At 60.8% G+C, this 17,195-nt stretch carries 15 protein-coding genes and 4 pseudogenes; 6 read left to right on the top strand and 13 right to left on the bottom strand.

The window, feature by feature from the left end; translation table 11 throughout:
• Positions 1-701: 701 nt before the first annotated feature.
• Positions 702-962 (top strand): group II intron maturase-specific domain-containing protein, encoded by a 261-nt coding sequence (locus NKH70_RS34520; RefSeq protein WP_352782983.1) that lies wholly within the window; start codon positions 702-704, stop codon positions 960-962.
• Positions 963-1,257: 295 nt separating this feature from the next.
• Here the strand turns inward: NKH70_RS34520 and NKH70_RS34515 are convergent, their stop codons facing one another.
• Positions 1,258-1,932 carry a protein-L-isoaspartate(D-aspartate) O-methyltransferase gene (locus NKH70_RS34515; protein ID WP_353027379.1) on the bottom strand — a complete coding sequence of 225 codons (675 nt, stop codon included), beginning with the start codon at positions 1,930-1,932 and terminating at the stop codon, positions 1,258-1,260.
• Between the two features lie 612 nt (positions 1,933-2,544).
• Between NKH70_RS34515 and NKH70_RS34505 the strand changes: the two genes are divergently transcribed.
• Complete coding sequence (locus tag NKH70_RS34505; RefSeq protein ID WP_352780352.1) at positions 2,545-2,934, top strand: MbcA/ParS/Xre antitoxin family protein; 390 nt, start codon at positions 2,545-2,547, stop codon at positions 2,932-2,934.
• Positions 2,931-3,450: pseudogene (locus NKH70_RS34500) on the top strand (RES family NAD+ phosphorylase). The gene NKH70_RS34505 and the pseudogene NKH70_RS34500 overlap by 4 nt, the downstream one beginning before the upstream one ends.
• A gap of 28 nt (positions 3,451-3,478) precedes the next feature.
• Here NKH70_RS34500 and NKH70_RS34495 read toward each other — a convergent pair.
• From NKH70_RS34495 to NKH70_RS34480, 4 genes are all read right to left on the bottom strand, one after another.
• Positions 3,479-4,651: a tyrosine-type recombinase/integrase gene (locus tag NKH70_RS34495; protein WP_353027378.1), complete on the bottom strand. Its 1,173-nt coding sequence runs from the start codon at positions 4,649-4,651 to the stop codon at positions 3,479-3,481.
• Positions 4,641-5,057, bottom strand: a complete 417-nt coding sequence (locus NKH70_RS34490) for a type II toxin-antitoxin system VapC family toxin (RefSeq protein WP_352548630.1) — start codon at positions 5,055-5,057, stop codon at positions 4,641-4,643. Before NKH70_RS34490 ends, NKH70_RS34495 begins: the two co-directional genes overlap by 11 nt.
• Entirely contained in the window at positions 5,057-5,299 is a 243-nt protein-coding gene (locus NKH70_RS34485) for a type II toxin-antitoxin system Phd/YefM family antitoxin (protein WP_352528537.1), read from the bottom strand. The genes NKH70_RS34490 and NKH70_RS34485 overlap by 1 nt, the downstream gene beginning before the upstream one ends.
• Positions 5,300-5,657: 358 nt before the next feature.
• Positions 5,658-5,789, bottom strand: coding sequence for a DUF982 domain-containing protein (locus NKH70_RS34480; RefSeq protein WP_353027377.1), 132 nt, complete (start codon positions 5,787-5,789; stop codon positions 5,658-5,660).
• Between the two features lie 256 nt (positions 5,790-6,045).
• Here NKH70_RS34480 and ligD point away from each other — a divergent pair, with 256 nt between their 5' ends.
• Entirely contained in the window at positions 6,046-7,821 is a 1,776-nt protein-coding gene (gene ligD / locus NKH70_RS34475; protein WP_353027376.1) for a DNA ligase D, read from the top strand.
• Positions 7,822-7,829: 8 nt separating this feature from the next.
• Positions 7,830-8,000: pseudogene (locus NKH70_RS34470) on the top strand (IS5/IS1182 family transposase); the annotation flags it as partial.
• A 19-nt stretch (positions 8,001-8,019) separates the two neighbouring features.
• Here the strand turns inward: NKH70_RS34470 and NKH70_RS34465 are convergent.
• The 3 genes from NKH70_RS34465 to NKH70_RS34455 all read right to left on the bottom strand — a co-directional run bounded on the left by NKH70_RS34465 (position 8,020) and on the right by NKH70_RS34455 (position 10,594).
• The gene (locus tag NKH70_RS34465; protein ID WP_353027375.1) at positions 8,020-8,244 is read right to left on the bottom strand and encodes a GNAT family N-acetyltransferase; all 225 of its coding nucleotides are present in this window, start codon (positions 8,242-8,244) and stop codon (positions 8,020-8,022) included.
• A 418-nt stretch (positions 8,245-8,662) separates the two neighbouring features.
• Positions 8,663-9,745, bottom strand: a complete 1,083-nt coding sequence (locus NKH70_RS34460) for a YhjD/YihY/BrkB family envelope integrity protein (RefSeq protein WP_353027374.1) — start codon at positions 9,743-9,745, stop codon at positions 8,663-8,665.
• A 72-nt stretch (positions 9,746-9,817) separates the two neighbouring features.
• Positions 9,818-10,594: an ATP-dependent DNA ligase gene (locus NKH70_RS34455; RefSeq protein ID WP_353027373.1), complete on the bottom strand. Its 777-nt coding sequence runs from the start codon at positions 10,592-10,594 to the stop codon at positions 9,818-9,820.
• 263 nt (positions 10,595-10,857) lie between these two features.
• On the opposite strand from NKH70_RS34455, the pseudogene NKH70_RS34450 reads away from it, so the two are divergent.
• Positions 10,858-12,223 (top strand): annotated as a pseudogene (locus NKH70_RS34450) (IS1380 family transposase).
• Positions 12,224-12,390: 167 nt separating this feature from the next.
• Here NKH70_RS34450 and NKH70_RS34445 read toward each other — a convergent pair.
• The 5 genes and pseudogenes from NKH70_RS34445 to NKH70_RS34425 form a co-directional block, all read right to left on the bottom strand.
• A complete protein-coding gene (locus NKH70_RS34445) occupies positions 12,391-12,729 on the bottom strand; it encodes a slr1659 superfamily regulator (RefSeq protein ID WP_352528549.1) in 339 nt (112 codons plus the stop codon).
• 18 nt (positions 12,730-12,747) lie between these two features.
• Complete coding sequence (locus tag NKH70_RS34440; protein WP_352528551.1) at positions 12,748-13,308, bottom strand: slr1658 superfamily regulator; 561 nt, start codon at positions 13,306-13,308, stop codon at positions 12,748-12,750.
• A gap of 2 nt (positions 13,309-13,310) precedes the next feature.
• Positions 13,311-15,677, bottom strand: coding sequence for a SpoIIE family protein phosphatase (locus NKH70_RS34435; protein ID WP_352528553.1), 2,367 nt, complete (start codon positions 15,675-15,677; stop codon positions 13,311-13,313).
• Positions 15,674-16,852 (bottom strand): methyltransferase domain-containing protein, encoded by a 1,179-nt coding sequence (locus tag NKH70_RS34430; RefSeq protein ID WP_353027372.1) that lies wholly within the window; start codon positions 16,850-16,852, stop codon positions 15,674-15,676. Before NKH70_RS34430 ends, NKH70_RS34435 begins: the two co-directional genes overlap by 4 nt.
• Positions 16,849-17,195 (bottom strand): annotated as a pseudogene (locus NKH70_RS34425) (ubiquinone biosynthesis methyltransferase UbiE); the annotation flags it as partial. The pseudogene NKH70_RS34425 and the gene NKH70_RS34430, both read right to left, overlap by 4 nt.

Raw genomic sequence — 17,195 nt, 5'->3', positions numbered from 1 at the left:
TGATTATTGAACGTCTGTTGATCATTGTTCTTTCCCCTTTGGAGGCCGCGCATTGTTGCGACAGAACTCGACCGATACGCGGACTCTTGTGAGTGAAGGCTCAAATCAATCATCTGTCAACAAAACTTTTTCAGATTGTTAACAATCTTGTGAGCAGTCGTAGATGAAGGACGTAACGATTCGAATCGGCGTCGAATTCGGGTAGCGCTGGCATTTGTTGGGGCGTATTCATTCGGCTGCCATTTCCCCCTACGGCTGGAACCACAATGAACATCCCGATGCCGGGAACGTCGGCGGGAGGATAGGGGCGGGAGCGGGCTCCAGCTCTGCGGTTGGCTGCCAATCCGCTTCCGCCCTGGACACGTTCCCGGTGTTCGTGGCTGGAGTCTTCCTTGTCCATGCGCTCTGTCGTGAGAGCGGCCTCAGCGAATGGGGAGCTAGTCTCTATTTCTCAGCCGGGCTGGTTTATCTCCCGCCCTACGCAGCGGGGGGTTCCCCTGGTTCGTTTCGCTCGTCTGGAATGTCGCATTCATTGGAATTGTGCTGCTTTTGCTTGCGTCACTCTGGCCCGAGCTATAGTGCCCGCACCGGCCATCACACGGCGAGATCCCCTTCCACCTATTCTCTGAAAGATCGACCGGAAAGGATCGTCAGCGGCCCGCTTGGCGCAACGGCCATAGAAGAAGAGCATCAGGCGCGCTGTGGAGAACATCGATGCGCTGACCGACCGAAAGGGTACATGGCAAGAGACCACATTGTTGGTAGCGAAGGTAAACCGGATGCTGCGCGGATGGGCGAACTACTTCTCGGTAGGAACCACCAGCAAGGCATACCGGGTACTCGACAGTTACACTGCAGTGCGGTTGCGGCGGTGGCTGCGTTCCAAGCACAAGACCAGACGATGCAAGGGCGGGCCAATCCAGACTCGCATCTTTACGAGCACTTCGGGCTCGTACGTCTGACCCGACTTGGACGTGGCGTGTCGTGGGTGAAGGCGTGAGTACTTGTCCGAGAGCCGGATGCGGGAGATCTGCAGGTCCGGTTCGATGAGCGGGTGTGGAAACGGAGCCAAGGTTGAACCAGTAAGGCACCGCCAGACGAAAGGGGCGGCAAACAGATATGTTCAACCTACCGCCACCCCGCCACACCTCCACTCTACCGTTTTTTCGCGTTCACCAAGGGCGAAGAAACGCGGAAGGCTGGCAGGCATCTGATTGACGGTCGGAAAAGCGCGGTCGCGCCAGTTGTCGCACCTCATTAGACCGTTTCGAGCCGGCTGAACCGAACCGGGATGAGTTTGCGAGTCTTCTGTTGCCCTGCCGAATCCTTGTCGATGACCGTCAGCAACTGCACATCTTCAGGTCCCACAGGCAGAACCAGGCGTCCCCCCGGCTTGAGCTGCTCAAGCAAGGCCGGCGGCGCCCGCCCAGCAGCGACGGTGACCAGGATCTTGTCGTATGGGGCGTGCTCGGGCCAGCCGCGCGACCCGTCTCCGACACGAATGCCGACATTGGATAAGCCGAGGCCCTGCAGCAGAGCCTCGGCATGGGTTGCGAATTCCTCGATGATTTCGACGCTCCAAACTTGCCCGGCGAGCTCCGCGAGAATTGCGGTTTGATAGCCCAGGCCGGTGCCGATCTCGAGCACCGCCTCGTGCGGTTGCAGCGCGAGGAGATCGGTCATGAGAGCGACGATGAAAGGCTGCGAGACGGTTTTATCGAAGCCGATCGGCAGCGGCATGTCCTGGTAGGCATAAGGTGCAACCGAGGCTGGCACAAAGAGATGCCGCGGCACTCGCCGCATCGCTGCCATCACCCGCTCATCGAGCGCCGCCTTGCCGAGTTCTTCGCTTGCAAGGTCGGTATGGATTGCAATCATCTCGACCATGTGCCTGCGTAGGACCGCGAGGTGCTCTTCGTTCATTGGCTTCATGACGGTGGGGCTTCCTCAACCAGCTTGCTGCCAGAGAGCCTTATATCCTGTTCGTCACGCTAGCGCCCGCCATCATTTCCATTACGGGTGCCCAGGGCAAGCGTGGGTGACAGTCTTGGCAGGCTATCGCCGGCGGCGACTCTTGAGATTCTGGGCGCCATATCGCCATAGCGGTGTGTCCCATATGCGGCTATCTTGCGCATCAGCTTCGTCAGCACCGGCCGGGAGCGCGAGGCGCAGGAGCCGTGCTCCTGATGGACCAAGCGGCCGCCGGCCGCCTTTGAGTTCGTCGACTTGGGCGGTCGCCTGGTTCTCGGTTGAGACGCGGCCGCCAATGAGGCGGATCAGGGGATTTATAGCGCGGCGATCTGGGAGAGACCTCATCCTGATCGCCGCGCCGCAGGGATTCGCGGTTGTGCGCGCATTCGGCCGTTTTTAGGAGGGTTTTTTAGGGCGTTTGTACACAAGGAATGTGCCAGAAAACGAACGTATGAAGGCGTCTGGTGAGGCCTCAACGACGTCCCGTCAGGCAACCGAGGCTTGTAGTCCGTCGCACAATGCCATGTCTTGTGCACAAGAAACGTGTTTCTGAATATGGCATTGGAGACAAGGATGACCCAAGCGTTGAAAGTTCCAGTTCAGAACGAAGCGTTGGTGCTGTCCTATATGGATCGGGCTGGGAAGATCGCTATCGCCCAGGTTGCGGATGGATTCGGTATGTCCAAAGGTCAGCTTGCCGAAACGGCGGGTCTTGCGCGGGAAACCGTCTATAGGGTTGAGCGTAGCCATGCTGCAAAGACGCAAGGTCGCCTTCGCGAAATGCTTGAGATCATCAGCAGGGTGACCGACTGGGCTGGAGGCAAGGAGCAGGCGATGGCCTGGTACCGGGCGCAGCCGATACCGGCATTCGGCGGGCGGACGGCGGAAGCTCTGGTTAAGGAAGGCAAGGCCAGCGCGGTTCGCGACTACCTGGATCATGTCGCCGTTCGTGGCTTTGCTTGAGATTTGCCGGAATTTGCTACCGCGCCCATGATCCGCGTTGGTCCTTCCAGCCGATCTCAGGCGACGGAGCGGCTATTCGGGGTGCCAGATTCAACCCGAAAGGTGTGCCTACGCTTTATCTGGCGCTCGACGTCATGACGGCCGTGAAGGAGGCCAATCAGGGTTTTGCACATCGCATTGATCCGTGCGTGCTCTGCTCATGCGAGATCGATTGCGATGACATTATCAATCTGAGGACGGCGCAAGGCCAGGCCGACGCCGGGATCCGGTTCGAAGATATGGCTTGTGGCTGGATGGATTTTCTCGCCGATGGCAAACGGCCGCCGTCATGGAGCATTTATGACCGCCTCGTTGCTGAAGGCAAGTTCGGCATTCTCGTGCCCAGCTTCGCGCCAGGTGCCGACACATCCGATCAGAACCTCGTGCTGTGGAGCTGGGGCGAGGTGCTTCCGCATCAAGTCAGGGTGATCTATCCCGGACGTCGGGCTGCCTCGGAACCAACTGTGCTGGAGCTGACGCCGCAAGGGTCGGATCGATCTGCGACTCAGACGATTATCCGCGCCGCCCGCCCGAGCGTGCATTCCGCGTCATTGTAGTAGTTCGAGGCCTGCTGCACAGAGCGATGCTGCGACTGCTGCATGGCTTCGGGCAACGGAATGCCGCGGCGTGCGGTTTCGGTGAGATAGCCGGAGCGCAGGCCGTGGGCGGAGAAGGCTTGCGGATCGAACCCGGCCTCGGCGATACGGCGCTTCAGGATCAGATTGACGGCCTGCGGCGTCAGGGCGCGCGCTTCGAGATTGCCCCAGCGGTCGATGCCGCGAAACACGGCGCCTTCAGTGACGCCGGCGCGCTCGAGCCACGCTCGCAGCACCGTCACCGGCCGGCCGACGAGCAGCACGAAAGCGTCGCCATCGGCCTGTGTCGCCTTGGTCCGGCCGAGCCGGATTTTTAGGCAGGAAATTTTTTGCCCCTCTGAATCCTTGGGATTCGCGGGCACCGGCTCTTCTTCGATGAGCTGTTCGACGCGGAGGTCAGAAACCTCGCTGCGGCGGCGACCGCCCGAGGCGAAGGCGGTGATGAGCAGCGCGCGATCGCGCATGTCGACGAGGCGGTCGCCGGCGCAGGCCTTCAGGAGGGCGGTCAAAATGTCGGCGGTCACCGGCTTCTTGCTCTTGCGGTTCCGCGGCCGGGCGCCGGCGCGCACCGCCAGTCTGATGGCGCTCTGCAGCCCCGGCGCGTTGAAGTTTCCGACAAGTCCGCGCCATCTGGTCAAGGTGGACCAGCTCGACAGGCGCCGGCGCACGGTGGACGGCGCATGCGGTCTTTTTGTCACCCGTAACAGGCCCTGGGCTACCAGCGACGCCGCTATGTCAGCCGGCATGCCATGGGTCGGATCACTCTCGCGCCGGGAAGAATCCCACAGGTGGTGGGCGACGAATTTGATCAAAAGCGCTTCCGGCGCCGGCCAGGGCAGCGGAGAACCGGTGGCGGCAAAAGACCATGCCTCGAGATAGCCAAGGTCGGAGGCCAGCGCGCGGAGAGAGTTTGCGCCGATGCCTTCTTTGGCCAGGTGGCGCAGCGTTGCGACATCGTCGTCGGTCAGGATTTCGGCCAAAAGATCGCGCCGGTCGAAGGGCAGCACCGAATCCAATGCGTCGAGCGCCTCGGCGCGTCGAACATCATTGCCAGGTGGCCGAGCGACGAGGTCAGTTGCCATTGGCGAGCGGTCCGAAAATGCGGACTCCCTTGCCGCGCGCGGCAACGGCGAGCTTGCGATCGAGGGTCGCCAGCGGCAACTCGGTTTCGATTGCCAGCGCAAGGTAGGCGGCGTCATAGGCACTGAGACCGTGCGCGGCCGCTAGCGCCAGCACCGCGCCGTCCGACCCGCCGCCGGCGTCCTCCAGCGGCAATCGGCGCAGCCGTGCCATGGCGGTGGCCGCTTCGCCTGCGGCGATGCGGCTACGCCGCTCGGCCATCAGCACGACACTGCGGGCCTCGTGCCAGAACAGCGACGGCACCGGCGATCGCCCCGTCAGGCCGGCAACCAGGGTCTCGGCGACCGCGCTGTGCTCCTCCGGCAGCAGCCAGGCCGCGGCTATGGACGCGTCCAGGACGAGACGCATCAGTAACGGTGGCCTTCATGCTTCCAGGCCAGAATTTCCTCGGTGGTGACAGGTTTCGCGCGTGCCCGCGCGGCGCGGACCTCTTCGATCAAGGCGCCCAGATCCTGGTTTTGGGGAAGGCGGGACAGCTTGGCAATGGGATCGTTGCCGCGCGAAATGATCACCTCCTCACCGGCCTCGACCTTAGCGAGCAGTTCCGAAAGGTGGGTTTTGGCCTCGCCAATTTTCACCGTGATGGTCATTGTTTTGTCCTCGTAGGAGCTTGCTCGACTCGCGTCGCGCTGAGCCCAGCCATGCACGACAAACACGATTCTGCGCCACGATAGCGCCGATTCCGCAGATTGGTCAAGCCTTGGTCTGATCGCTATCGATAAGAGGTGATTATCGATAGTGAGAAGGCCGCCAGAGAAAATCCCCTGCAAGTCAGCTTAAATGCCGGATAGCTTGACTATCGCTGAAGGCGCAGCGGTAGTCGGGCAAGCCAATGGTCCTCGCTTGCCATTTCTACGACCGCCGCCTCGCTGCAGAGCCGACGATGCTCTTTGTCAGGTTCGTGCCCGACCAAGAGTAGGGCTTTCGGTCGCAGATGCTAAGGAGGCACTAGGTTCCCTCTTCCTTGGCCGCTTCGAGAAACGCCCTGCGGACCACTTCGGGTTTCACCTGATCGATCATGGCATCCATGCAGAGCTGCACTGCGCTGTGCCACTTGGGGCCACGCTTGGTCCACTGCAACAGTTGCTCAGCGGCCCCCTCGACGTTGTTGCACTGATAAAGCAATGCCAGGACGGGTGGTCCTTACGGAGACCGGCGGAGAGAACCAATGGAGCGACATTCGTACATAAGCGACGGCTTAACTAAGAGTTCCCTCAACCACGCCCGGTTCGAGCAAGGATCGGGTAAACCGGCCCGGGCCCTACTCCTCCGGCCAGCCCTGTTGCGGAACCTATTCAGTGGCCGCAAGGTTTGGGTGGAAGGTCAGGAGTGTGCCATGAGTTCCAAAGCTGGGGATGGCCAGCTCTCTTTCATTGAGTTCCAGTCGCCCACGCTGGTCGAGAATGCGCCCGAGGGCGGCGAATGGCTTCACGAGATCAAATACGACGGCTACCGCACCGAGCTGATCATTGAGGGCGGTAAAGCGCGGGCCTTCACGCGTCGTGGCTACGACTGGTCGCATCGATACCGACGAATTGTTCAAGCGGCGGCGGGCTTGCCGTTGAAGGCGGCGATCATCGACGGGGAGGCTGTCGTTCTCGGCGACGGCGGCCTGCCGGATTACCAAGCCTTGGAACGGGAGTTGGGCAATCCAGACTCGGCGAGGCTCATCTTCTACGCGTTCGACCTGCTGCACCTCAACGGGCGCGATCTACGACAGCAGCCGCTGGTGAGGCGCAAGGCAGCCCTAGAGAAGCTGCTTAAGAACTCAGCGCCGACACTGACCTATGCCGAGCATCTGGAGGTGAGCGGCACGGAGGTGTTTGAACATGCCTGCCGAATGGGCTTGGAGGGGATTGTGTCCAAGCGCACCGATGCCACGTACCGCTCGGGTATCCACAGTTGGCTCAAAGTGAAGTGCATCAAGAGCGACACCTTCCCCATTGTCGCTTTCGTGGAAAAGCTCGGCGCTCACCCGCGCCGGATCGCATCGCTCTACATAGGCCGTCGCGAGGGCGACCGACTGCTCTATGCCGGGAAGGCTCGCAGCGGCTACACCTTGAGCGCTGCGCGACTGGTTCGAGAGCGGCTTGACCCACTGATCATCAGCAAGTCGCCTCTGTCAGAGCCCATTGTGAAACCGAAGGCGACATGGGTCAGACCAGACGTGCTGGCCGAGGTGCAATTCAGCGGCGTCACAGATCGCGGCGTGCTGCGTGAAGCCGTGTTCAAGGGTCTGCGAGAAGACCTCGTGGCGATCCCGGCCAAGCCTCCTGCGCCGTCAAAGCGACGTGGGCCAGCCCGGGAACATGGCGTTCCCAGCGAGAACATCCTGCAACTGCTGCCCGACGCGGTCTCGCCGTCCAAAGAAGAGCTTGCGCGCTATTGGCAGAGGGTTGCCGATCACGCACTCGTCCATCTCGGCCACCGACCGCTGAAGCTGGTCCGCCATGCTCTCGGCGCAACCTTTTACCACAAGGGCGCGCTGCCGAAGATCCCGCCAGCAGTGCATCAGTTGCGCCTTCAGAAGCGCGAGGGTGGCGAAGGTGTGCGCGTGTGGGTGGACGACCTTGCCGGCCTGCTAGGGCTGGTCGAGATGGATGCTGTAGAGCTGCATCCCTGGAACGCCACCTTTGACGACATCGAGCATGCCGACCGCATCGTTCTGGACCTCGACCCGGGTGAGGGGGTAGAGTGGGATGAGGTCATCCGGACCGCGCTAGCGCTCCGCGACATCATGGAACCAGAAGGTCTGGAGAGCTGGCCGAAGGTGACGGGCGGCAAGGGAATTCACCTGATGGCCCCACTTGAGACGAAGATCACGCACGACAATGCCCGGCTCCTTGCCCGGTCGTTCGCCAAGCGCCTCGCTGACGCTTATCCAGACCGTTATCTGCTGTCCGCCGCGCCGGCAGCCCGAAAGGGCCGCATCTTCATTGATTACCTCCGCAATGGGCGCGGCAACACGGCGGTCGGCGCCTTCTCCCCACGAGCGCGACCTGGCTTCCCAATCGCTCATCCCGTGACCTGGAGCCAGGTTGAGGCAGCCATCCGTCCAGATGCCTTCACCATCGACCGTCCGTTCAGGGCAGCCGCCAGAAAGGCAGCGTGAGCATCACCCGGCGCTGGAAAAACTGCTTCTCACCGTTCCTCTACCGCGAGCGCAACGCCATCGAGCGCATGTTCGGGCGCCTCAAGGATTTCCGCCGCATCGCCACTCGGTGCGATCGGTCGGCGACGAACTTCCTTGCCGGCGTCTGCCTCGCAGCTACCGTCAGCTACTGGCTATGAGTGCGAGCCCGCCAATCATTCACAACGCCTTCCTCATCCGCAACAGTGGCACGCCCGCTCCGCCTCTGTTGTCGACGACTTCTTCAACCGCCTCAAAGCCGCAGGCCCGATAGAGCGGTTTGCCGGCCATCGTTGCTGTCATAAGCTCGACACTTGTGAAGCCCTCGCCGCGGGCGGCGTCCTCGCACAGCGTGAGGATTAGACGCCCCACGCCTCGGCGGATGAAGCTGGGATGCGTATACATGGCACGCACGCGCGCAGCGTCTTTCGTCGGGTCAAGCAGCGCTGCATCGCGCCCCGGGTGAACGGTCGCCGCCGTAGAGGGTTGCGCGCCGACTCCATCCGCCGCAACCGCTTGAGCAGAACATGACCTCGTCGAGGCTGGCGAGGATTTCGGCATCGGCGACGGCGGTTTTGCATTGCTTCTAGATGGTGAAATCGCCAGTCACCTGGGCAAGCCGGGCGACCAGCGCCTTGAGCCGTTGCTGGGCCACGCGTCGATGTGGAGTCCTCGAGGGCAGCACGGCAGTGCAGCAGCGAATTAGAGGCGGCGGCCCTACAAGACCTCGCATCGCTCGAGAACTTATTGGAAAGATGGCGGCCATCTAGCGCCGCCATTGGCGCCAAGCGAAGTTGCGCGGAAATGCAAAGTGATCGGCGAGCTACGCGTTGCGCTCGTCCAAACGCGACTGCTGGTCGGCGGCATCGGCCGATCCGCCCAGGATGTCGGCGACCGTGGCACCTCGCGCACCCATCGGCTGCTGCGCACCTGTGGTGGTGTCCATCGCTGTCTGATGCTCCATCTCGGAATTCAGCTCCGCACCTACAACCAGGATAACCACGGAGATCCAGGTCCACATCATCAAGCCGATGACTGCCCCAAGGGCTCCATACGTCGCGTTGTAGTTGGCGAAGTTTTCAAGATAATAGGAGAATCCTATCGAGACTGCGATCCAGACCACAGCCGCGAGGAAGGCGCCCCATGACGCCCATTTCCACTTTGCCCTTTCACGGCTGGGCCCGTAGCGGTAAATCAGCGTGATCCCGACGCCGACCATGAGCAACTCGATGCGATCAGGCTCGCGGCTGATCTGCGCCATGAGCGCTGGCGGCAGCGGACGCCCATCTCCGGTAATGAGCGCGTCGAGGCATTTGCGTCGATCGCCTTTCAACGGTTCGTATCCGGACACACCTTGGCTGAACAAAAGGCCCTTTATCCTGTTGACGTGCCTGATCCGCTCGTTCGTCAGCGCCTTCCGCTCCCGCACCAACCTGCGACGGTCTTCCTCCTCCGGCGTTGGCACTCGCAACACCGCGCAAACCCGAGGCTCGCCGCGGTTGTAGGCCAACAACGCTCGAACCAGTGCTTCCCCGTCAATCCTGTCGGTCTTGGCCCGCCGGCGGCGACGCGATGTGGCAATGGATGCCGGGTCCACGACATAACTCTCGATGCCTTCGCGTTCGAGGACCCGATGTATCCAGAATCCATCCAGACCAGCTTCCTGGATTGATATGACCCGGAAACTCTGCCCTGTCCGCACTTCCGCCTTTCGTTGCAGCTCTGCGAAGTGATCGAGCAAACCCGGAATGTCGCCCCCCGACACGAGGTGTCTCGACATTCTCTCGCCCCCACCTGGCGAAAGCGAAGTCACGAGCCATTTTGAACGAGACAGTTCTAACGAGACAAATATTGCGGCAAGATCGACGCGGATAGCGGCCGGGGCTTTGGTGGTGTTGGCTTGCATGCTGACCTCCAGGTGATGTTTGGCGACTTCACTCTGGCAGAGCGCTGGTCGCCTTCCATCCCCATAGGATCTTCACAGAAGCTGTCGTCGATGCTCAGAATCGGCTTCCTCGAAATATTTGGCCTTCAGCCATGTTTTCGATTGCCCGCTCCCGTAGCGGCTATCGGCGCGCTTCGAGATGATGCCCTCCAGCCCTATCTTCTCGATGGCGCGGAAGATCGCTAGCGCATCGCCCTCGAAATGCTCGCTGTACTGGATCTTGCCGACGCCAGGCTCAACCAGTTGCCACAGCACCTGTTTGCGCTGCAGCAGGGGCAAGGGGGCAAGATTGCGACCGTCGAGATGGAGGATGTCGAACGCGACGAATACTAGCCGGCTCGGCTCGTTCCAGATCGCGGCTTCCAGCGCAGAGAAATCGGGAGCGCCCCGCTCGTCGGTTACAATGACCTCGCCGTCGAGAATGGCAGCCCGGCATGGCAGCTCGACAGCCAGCGCGATGGGCCAGTATTTCGTGGTCCAGTTACGGCCGTTCTTGCTGTACAGACGCACGCCGCCTTTATCGATGATGATCTGCGTTCGGTAGCCGTCAAGGTTGACCTCGTGAACCCATCCCTCATCTTCGGGCGGCTCCGTGACCCGAGTCGGGATCTGCGGCGGAATGAACTCCAGCTGGCCGCCGTTCACCTTGGCACGCTTACTCAATGACGCCACCTTTGGTCGCGCGGCGGCTGATCGGCACAGGCAGCCCGACTCCCCCCAACTTGGACGTCTGCCGCCTGTGCCGAGCCCCCGCCGAGCCATTGCGAGCATCTGCGCACGAGGCCGGATTGTCGTTAGCTTGGCATCCAAATACTTATCCTGGTGTACATATTCGCTGTAGGCGCCGCGCTCCTGCACCGTTCTCACTATCGGTGCGGGGCTCCCGCATCGTCCCCGGCTGACCTATACTATCTCGGGTTGCCGCAAGCCCACGCAGTCCCCTGGCAAATTTCGGGACCTGGTTAGCCTGAATATCTCAAGGTAAGGGGTGCATCGGCCCCAAGAATCTGAGAAACTTCTTTTGTGACAAAGAGTTACCAGATTCAGGAACGGGGTCCGATGCACACACACGCATCTCCGACCAGCTCGAATTTGAAGGCTTCGACGGCCATAAAGTGGTCGCCGGTTTCGACGGCGGAGCGATCACCTCAGATGCCGGCGCCTTGCTTGTGCGCCAGGTTGACAAAACCGTCGGCCTGTTCGGCCGGGTGGCTGCCTGCTTCATCGACCGACGCGATCCGGACTGCACGGTGCACAGCGTACAGACGCTGGTGGGACAGCGCATCGCGGCGATCGCGCTGGGATATGAGGACGTCGACGACCACGACACGCTCCGCCACGACCCCGTGCTGGCCCTTGTGTCGGAAAGCCTGACGCCGAAGCGGGAGGATTGCGCGGTGCTTGCCGGCAAGTCGACGCTCAACCGGCTGGAGCTACCGGGTCGGGGAGCCGACGCGCTACCACAAGATCGGCCACGACACGCAGGCGATCGAAGCTCTGTTCGTCGACCTGTTCCTGGAAGCCCACGACACGTCGCCGGGCGAGATCGTGCTCGATCTCGACGCCACCGATGACCCGCTGCACGGTCACCAGGAAGGCCGGTTCTTCCACGGCTACTACAACTGCTACTGCTACCTGCCGCTCTACATCTTCTGCGGCCGGCACCTGCTGGCGGCAAAGCTCAGGCGTTCCAACATCGACGCCAGCAAGGGAGCGGTCGAGGAGGTCGAGCGGATCGTGCGGCAGATCCGCAGGAAGTGGCGCAGAGTGCGCATTGTCCTGCGCGCCGATTCCGGCTTTGCCCGGGAAGAGCTGATGGCCTGGTGCGAGGCCAACGGCGTCGACTATGTCTTTGGCCTTGCCCGCAACGAGCGGCTGGAGAAGAAGATCGCTCCAGCCTTGCAGGAAGCTCGCCTGGCATCCAGGAAAAGCGACCAGGCCGCGCGCGTGTTCCGCGACTTCATGTGGTCGACTTTAGACAGCTGGTCACGCCGACGGCGGATCGTCGCCAAGGCCGAGTGGACGACGCAGGGCGCCAATCCGCGCTTCGTCGTGACCTCGCTCAAGCCAAAGCGTTGGGCGGCACGGGGGCTTTACGAGGATCTCTACTGTGCCCGCGGCGACATGGAGAACCGGATCAAGGAGTGCCAGCTCGACCTCTACGCCGACCGCACCAGCGCTCACACCATGCGCGCCAATCAGCTGCGGCTCTGGTTCGCCTCGTTTGCCTACGTCCTGATCTGCGCCTTGCGCCGCCTTGGCCTCGCCCACACCAGACTCGCCAACGCCACCTGCGGCACGATCAGGCTGAAGCTGCTGAAGATCGGTGCGCAGGTCCGTGTCTCGGTGCGTCGGATCAAGGTCGCAATGGCTTCAGCCTGTCCATACGCGGACGAATTTGCCCTGGCCCACGCTCGAATATGCGCCGCGGCCCGCTGACGCCGCCGGACCTGAACCCTTCCCGCAAACGACAGAGGAAAATTGCAGAGCCCAGCACCGCCGCTCTCCGCGGCGCTGGCTGCGCTCGTCCTCAAAACGGGGATGAGCAGCGCCGACCCGCGCCAGTCAAGATGCGGCTCGAGCCTGGGCGCGGTGAGAGAAGCGGGTTAGTCCATCAAAAGCACCAGAGCGGGATGCAGTTTCTTCAGATTCGGCAATGATTTCGATTGCCAGGGTATGTCGGGCGTTCCACGCACGACGAGTCGAACATCGGGATGTTTGCGCACTTCGATGGTAAATTTCGCCAGCAGGTTGATGCCAGAAGAGTTGAGAAAGTGAAGGTCCTTCAAATTGAGCGTAATGGAAGAGGGATTTGAGGCAAGAACACTGGTCGCCAAAGCCGTGATGGGCGCACTGGCCTCGGAGCTGGCAAGCCGCATTGCACCGTCGAAAAAAATCTCGCTTCCTTCAATCCACACGCGGTAGTCGTCTGTCCTGATTTCCATAGCCTGGCTTCGTTTCCTCTAATCGTGAATTTGCGAGATCGGAATGGAGGCATATGTCTCCAGGCAAATCCGATGGCTTTCGTCCGCGGAGCTGAATATCCAAGCCAGGCGTGCGCCATAGTCGCTCATCAACGTCAGCAATCCGAGTCCGGAGCCTGCCACGTCGGGGTTGGCAGCATTCGCTTCAATTCGCTGTATCAGCAGGTCTCTGGGGTCGCCAACCGTGATGTCCGCTAGGAGACTTTGGAACTCAGACGCGCTTTCACCATCGACGTCATTCGACACCTTGAGCTTGAAGCACTGCGCATCCATCGACGCCTCGATCACGATCTCACCCGGTGCGCGAAACTTGACGGCATTTTCGATGAGCTCGTTGACCAGATATCCAATGCTGTGCCGCACTTCCATGTAGTCATTGCGGGACGACTGAAAGCGCAACGCGAAAAGATCGGCGATGAAGTCCGAGGTCGTAGCACAATGACGCCAACTCAAGTCGAGAGGTCCGTCGAACAGCCGCACGCGACTGCCACTCTCCTTCATTCCGATTGCAATATCAGGGGTACCGAACAGCGCTGTCATTCCTATGTGTGCCTTATGATCACGAGGGTGATGTCGTCGTGGATCTTCTGGATTCCGATATGGCTCATCAGATCCTCGATGATCCCGGTTTTGATTTCCTCGGCGCTCCTGCCATGACGTTTTCGCGCGCTCTGGCACAGGCGCTCGAACCCGAACAGTCTTCTGTCTTGGTCTTCCGCCTCGGTCACACCGTCGGTGTGCAGCACGATCACGTCGCCACTCCCGAACAGGATGTCACGCGTGGCAATGAACTGCGAGATGTCATTCTCCAGACCAACCGGCAGACCCAGATCAAGCGTATCGATGCGTTCGACTTCCCCATCCGCACGCACGACGAGAACGTCCTCATGCTGGCCGGATAGCGTCACCCGCTCATCCTCAAAGTCAAGAAAGGCCAGCGAGAGATGCTTATCGGTGTTCGTCCGCTGTATGTTCTTGTAGATCGCTCTGTTCAGCCGATCCAGAAACTGGTGCGGATCCCTTTCGTTGGTTTCCTGCAGCGCGCGTGCAACGGATTGCACCATTAGCATCAGCACGCCGCTCTCGAGACCATGACCGGTCACGTCGCCGATGCCGATCTTGACCCGTGGCCCGTTCTGGAGGACATCGTAGTAGTCACCGCCGACCTCGTCGGCCGGCCGCATGTAGGCTGCGATCTCCAGCCCCGGAATCGCTTCGAGTTCGAATGGTTTCGGCAGGACCATCATCTGGATCTGCCTGGCAACTGCGAGCTCGGCACCGAGGCGGACGTTCTCGTCCCTCAACTTTTCGTTGAGCGCCGATATCTCCTGATTTGCGTCCCCGAGCTCTCTGGTTCGGTCGTCGACGAGTTGCTCGAGATTTTCCGTGTGAAAGCTGATCTGCTCAGCCATCCGGTTGAAAGCGATCCCTGCCGCTCCAACCTCGTCGCGCGTCGGAATGCTCACGCGGACTGAATAATCTTTGGACTGGAGCCGTTGGGCGGCGCTGGCAAGCGCCCTGAGGCCCGCAGTGATCCGCTTCGAAATTCCGAGCACGGCCGCAAAGACAATCAGAAGCGAAACGACGATCGCACCGATCTGAAAAAGCAGGATACGATTGGTTGCGCGAGAAATACTCTCCTGCGCGGCGAACAGGGACGCATAGATCTCCCGTTCGGGAACGACGATCCCGACCGACATCGTTTCGGACTTGATCGGTCCCGAACTCCACAGATTGGTCGGCTTCAATCGCTTGAGGACAACGATGTAGGGTACGCGTTCGCCCTTGTTGTCGAGCATGATATGCTGAATGACACCGTCATTGTTCTGGTCGAGAGGTAGTGACGCGATAGCCGGCTGCGTACTTCCCCGCAGGGACCTCTCCAGGCCCGTGACGCCCTGCGTGCCCGCATCGCTTGATGAAGTCAGGCCGATGATCGTCTGGCCCGACGGATTGATCGCGACCACGTTGCCAGTCGACATCGTGAGGAAGCCGAACCCGGTTTCAGCGATCTTCACACGTTCGACCACTTCCGCAAGCTGATCGAGAGTGATGTCTGCCCCCGCCGTACCGGCGATACCGCTGCGATCGCGCGTCCACAGCGGATGGAAAAAGCTGACGATCAGCTTTCCCGTGATTGCATCGGTGTAAGGCGCTGTTTGTGTAATATCGTCAGGGACCGGACGTGAGGCTGGATCCCTGGCCCATTGCTGCCATGAACCATAGATCCCCGGAAAGAAGAACTCCCAGAACTCCGCCTTGTTGTGGCCTGGATAGAGTCGGTCGAAGGTCTGTGCCTGGTCCGTATACGGTACCGTTCTGAAGATCGGCCGTTCTTTCGGACCAATATAGTACATCTGCAGTTTGGACGACCCGTTGGCCATGAGAGTCGGCGCGACGAGATCGATGACGGTACTGTTTTCTATTTCCTGCTGAACGCTCGGCAGCGGACTGTGGTCGGCACCCAACAGGTAGCCCCAGACGCTTACGACGGAAGGCGCGCCCGGCAGATTCTGCGCCCAATCGCCCTGCGCGTCGTAGACGACCTTCACCGAGCCGGGCGCCTCATGCGAAAGCGTCGCTCCGACCTGTTGCTGCCTCCCCGGATCGTCGATCTGGGCCTGCAGCACGCCGGTCAGCGCCTTGACGTCCCCATGAACCCGATCGAGCAGCAGGTCGACGCTCAACGCCGTCGACTCGGCATAGGAACGAATGTATTCCTCGTTTGCGGTCGTCAGGCCCTCACCGACTTCCGATGTGGCGTCGCGCGACAGTTTTTGAACATTCCAAAGCGCCAGACCACCGCTCAGCAGGAGGTCGAACAGTACGGCGCCGCCAACGACCAATACGAATTTCGCTCGAAAGGAGCGCAGGCCGAAGCGCGGTGCAGGCGCATTGTCGGCTTTCATTGCGGCCGTCTCCCGGATGCGACCCAGATCGGCCAACCCGCATAACCCTTGGGGTGGAGCGCAGCGAAAATGTGGTCCAGGAAGCCCTGCCGGAACCGTGCTACGAACTCCGGACAGTCGCCGCGTTTGCTCGCCATCTCGCCCGCATAGATATCCGCCCAGGCCACGATGACATCGGCGAAATCCTGCGGATCGCCGTCGAGGTTAGTGACCATGAAGGTCTCGACACGGATGTCTTCGAATCCGGCTTCGATCAGGTATCTCCGGCTCTTGGGCCCAAGCTCGACGTCCATCTCGAAATGCCCGAATAGCTTTGCCACCTCGTTGTAGGTCCAACGAATGCTTTCGGCGCGCGGCTCGCCGAGGCAATGCGAATTCTTCTCGTTGGTGATGTAGACCCGCCCGCCTGGCTTGCATATGCGGTAGAGCTCCTTGAGGATTAGTGCAGGTCGATTGAAGATTTGAAGGGAATGTCGGCAGGTCACCAAGTCGAACTGCGCTTCGTCGAGCAGCATTTCCGACGCATCGCCATAGGTATATTCGATGCCCCGGATATCGAACTCCCGCATCACCCGTCGAGCATAGTCTAGGCTTGATATGGAGTGGTCGAGGGCGACGATCCGCGATGGCTGGAACTCCTTCTGCACGAGCACAGCGAAATCACCGATCCCGCAACAGATGTCGGCCATGACGATCCCGGACCTCATGCCGTGTCGCGGCAAGATTGCGCGCTCGTGGCGCCAGGTCAACTTTGTCTGAGTGCGCAGGATGGGTACGAACCCGCCTTCCTCAAGGAAACCCTGCCCCGGATAGAATTCGCTGTCATACTCCTCGACCGTGATGTTCGGTTCGATTGCGCTCAGGCGACCGAATTTTCGCGAGGTCCATCCGACGACGCTTGACGTGATGACCACGAATTTGAGATCGGGTCGAGCGCGACAAGCGTCGATGATGATCCTCGAAAAGCTGTGAAACGCAGCGTTGTTCATCTGCGTCAGGCGCCTGACATTGACGTAGAGAACGCCGCGCACATGGCCGATCGCATCGCGGAGCAATGCTATGCTCGGCCCAAGCTCATCGATCGCCTGAGGCCGGACCACTCCCGAAATGGAGAACTCCTGGTTATTGGCGTCGTATTGCGCCTTGAAGCGCGGGAGAAGGTCGTAAGGGCTCAATGTTGCAAGCCCTCAAGCGGAAGGTCCACGACAAGCTTGATTGCATCGCCCTCGGCGTCCTCGATCCAGAGTGTCGCGTTGTAGTCAACAGCCAATTCCAGGAGTACGACCTCGCGGCTCGGCGCGAGATCCCCAGACACCGAATTGAGATACCGCTCTCTGGCCTCCATTCCTACGAACTGCGACACGGCTTCTTCGTAGAATTGGCGCTCCTCTGGCACGCAAGGAAATGTTAACTCGATCCTATCTGTCGCGCCATGGCGAGACACCCTGCATGCCAGTTCGCCGTCGGCATGGCGCGTACGAAAGGCGACTTCCAGCAATTCGTTGAAGGCAGAGGAAA

The sequence above is a fragment of the Mesorhizobium sp. M0991 genome (genome assembly GCF_040318915.1).
Lineage (GTDB): Bacteria > Pseudomonadota > Alphaproteobacteria > Rhizobiales > Rhizobiaceae > Mesorhizobium.
This window is presented reverse-complemented; position numbering and strand designations above follow the sequence as displayed.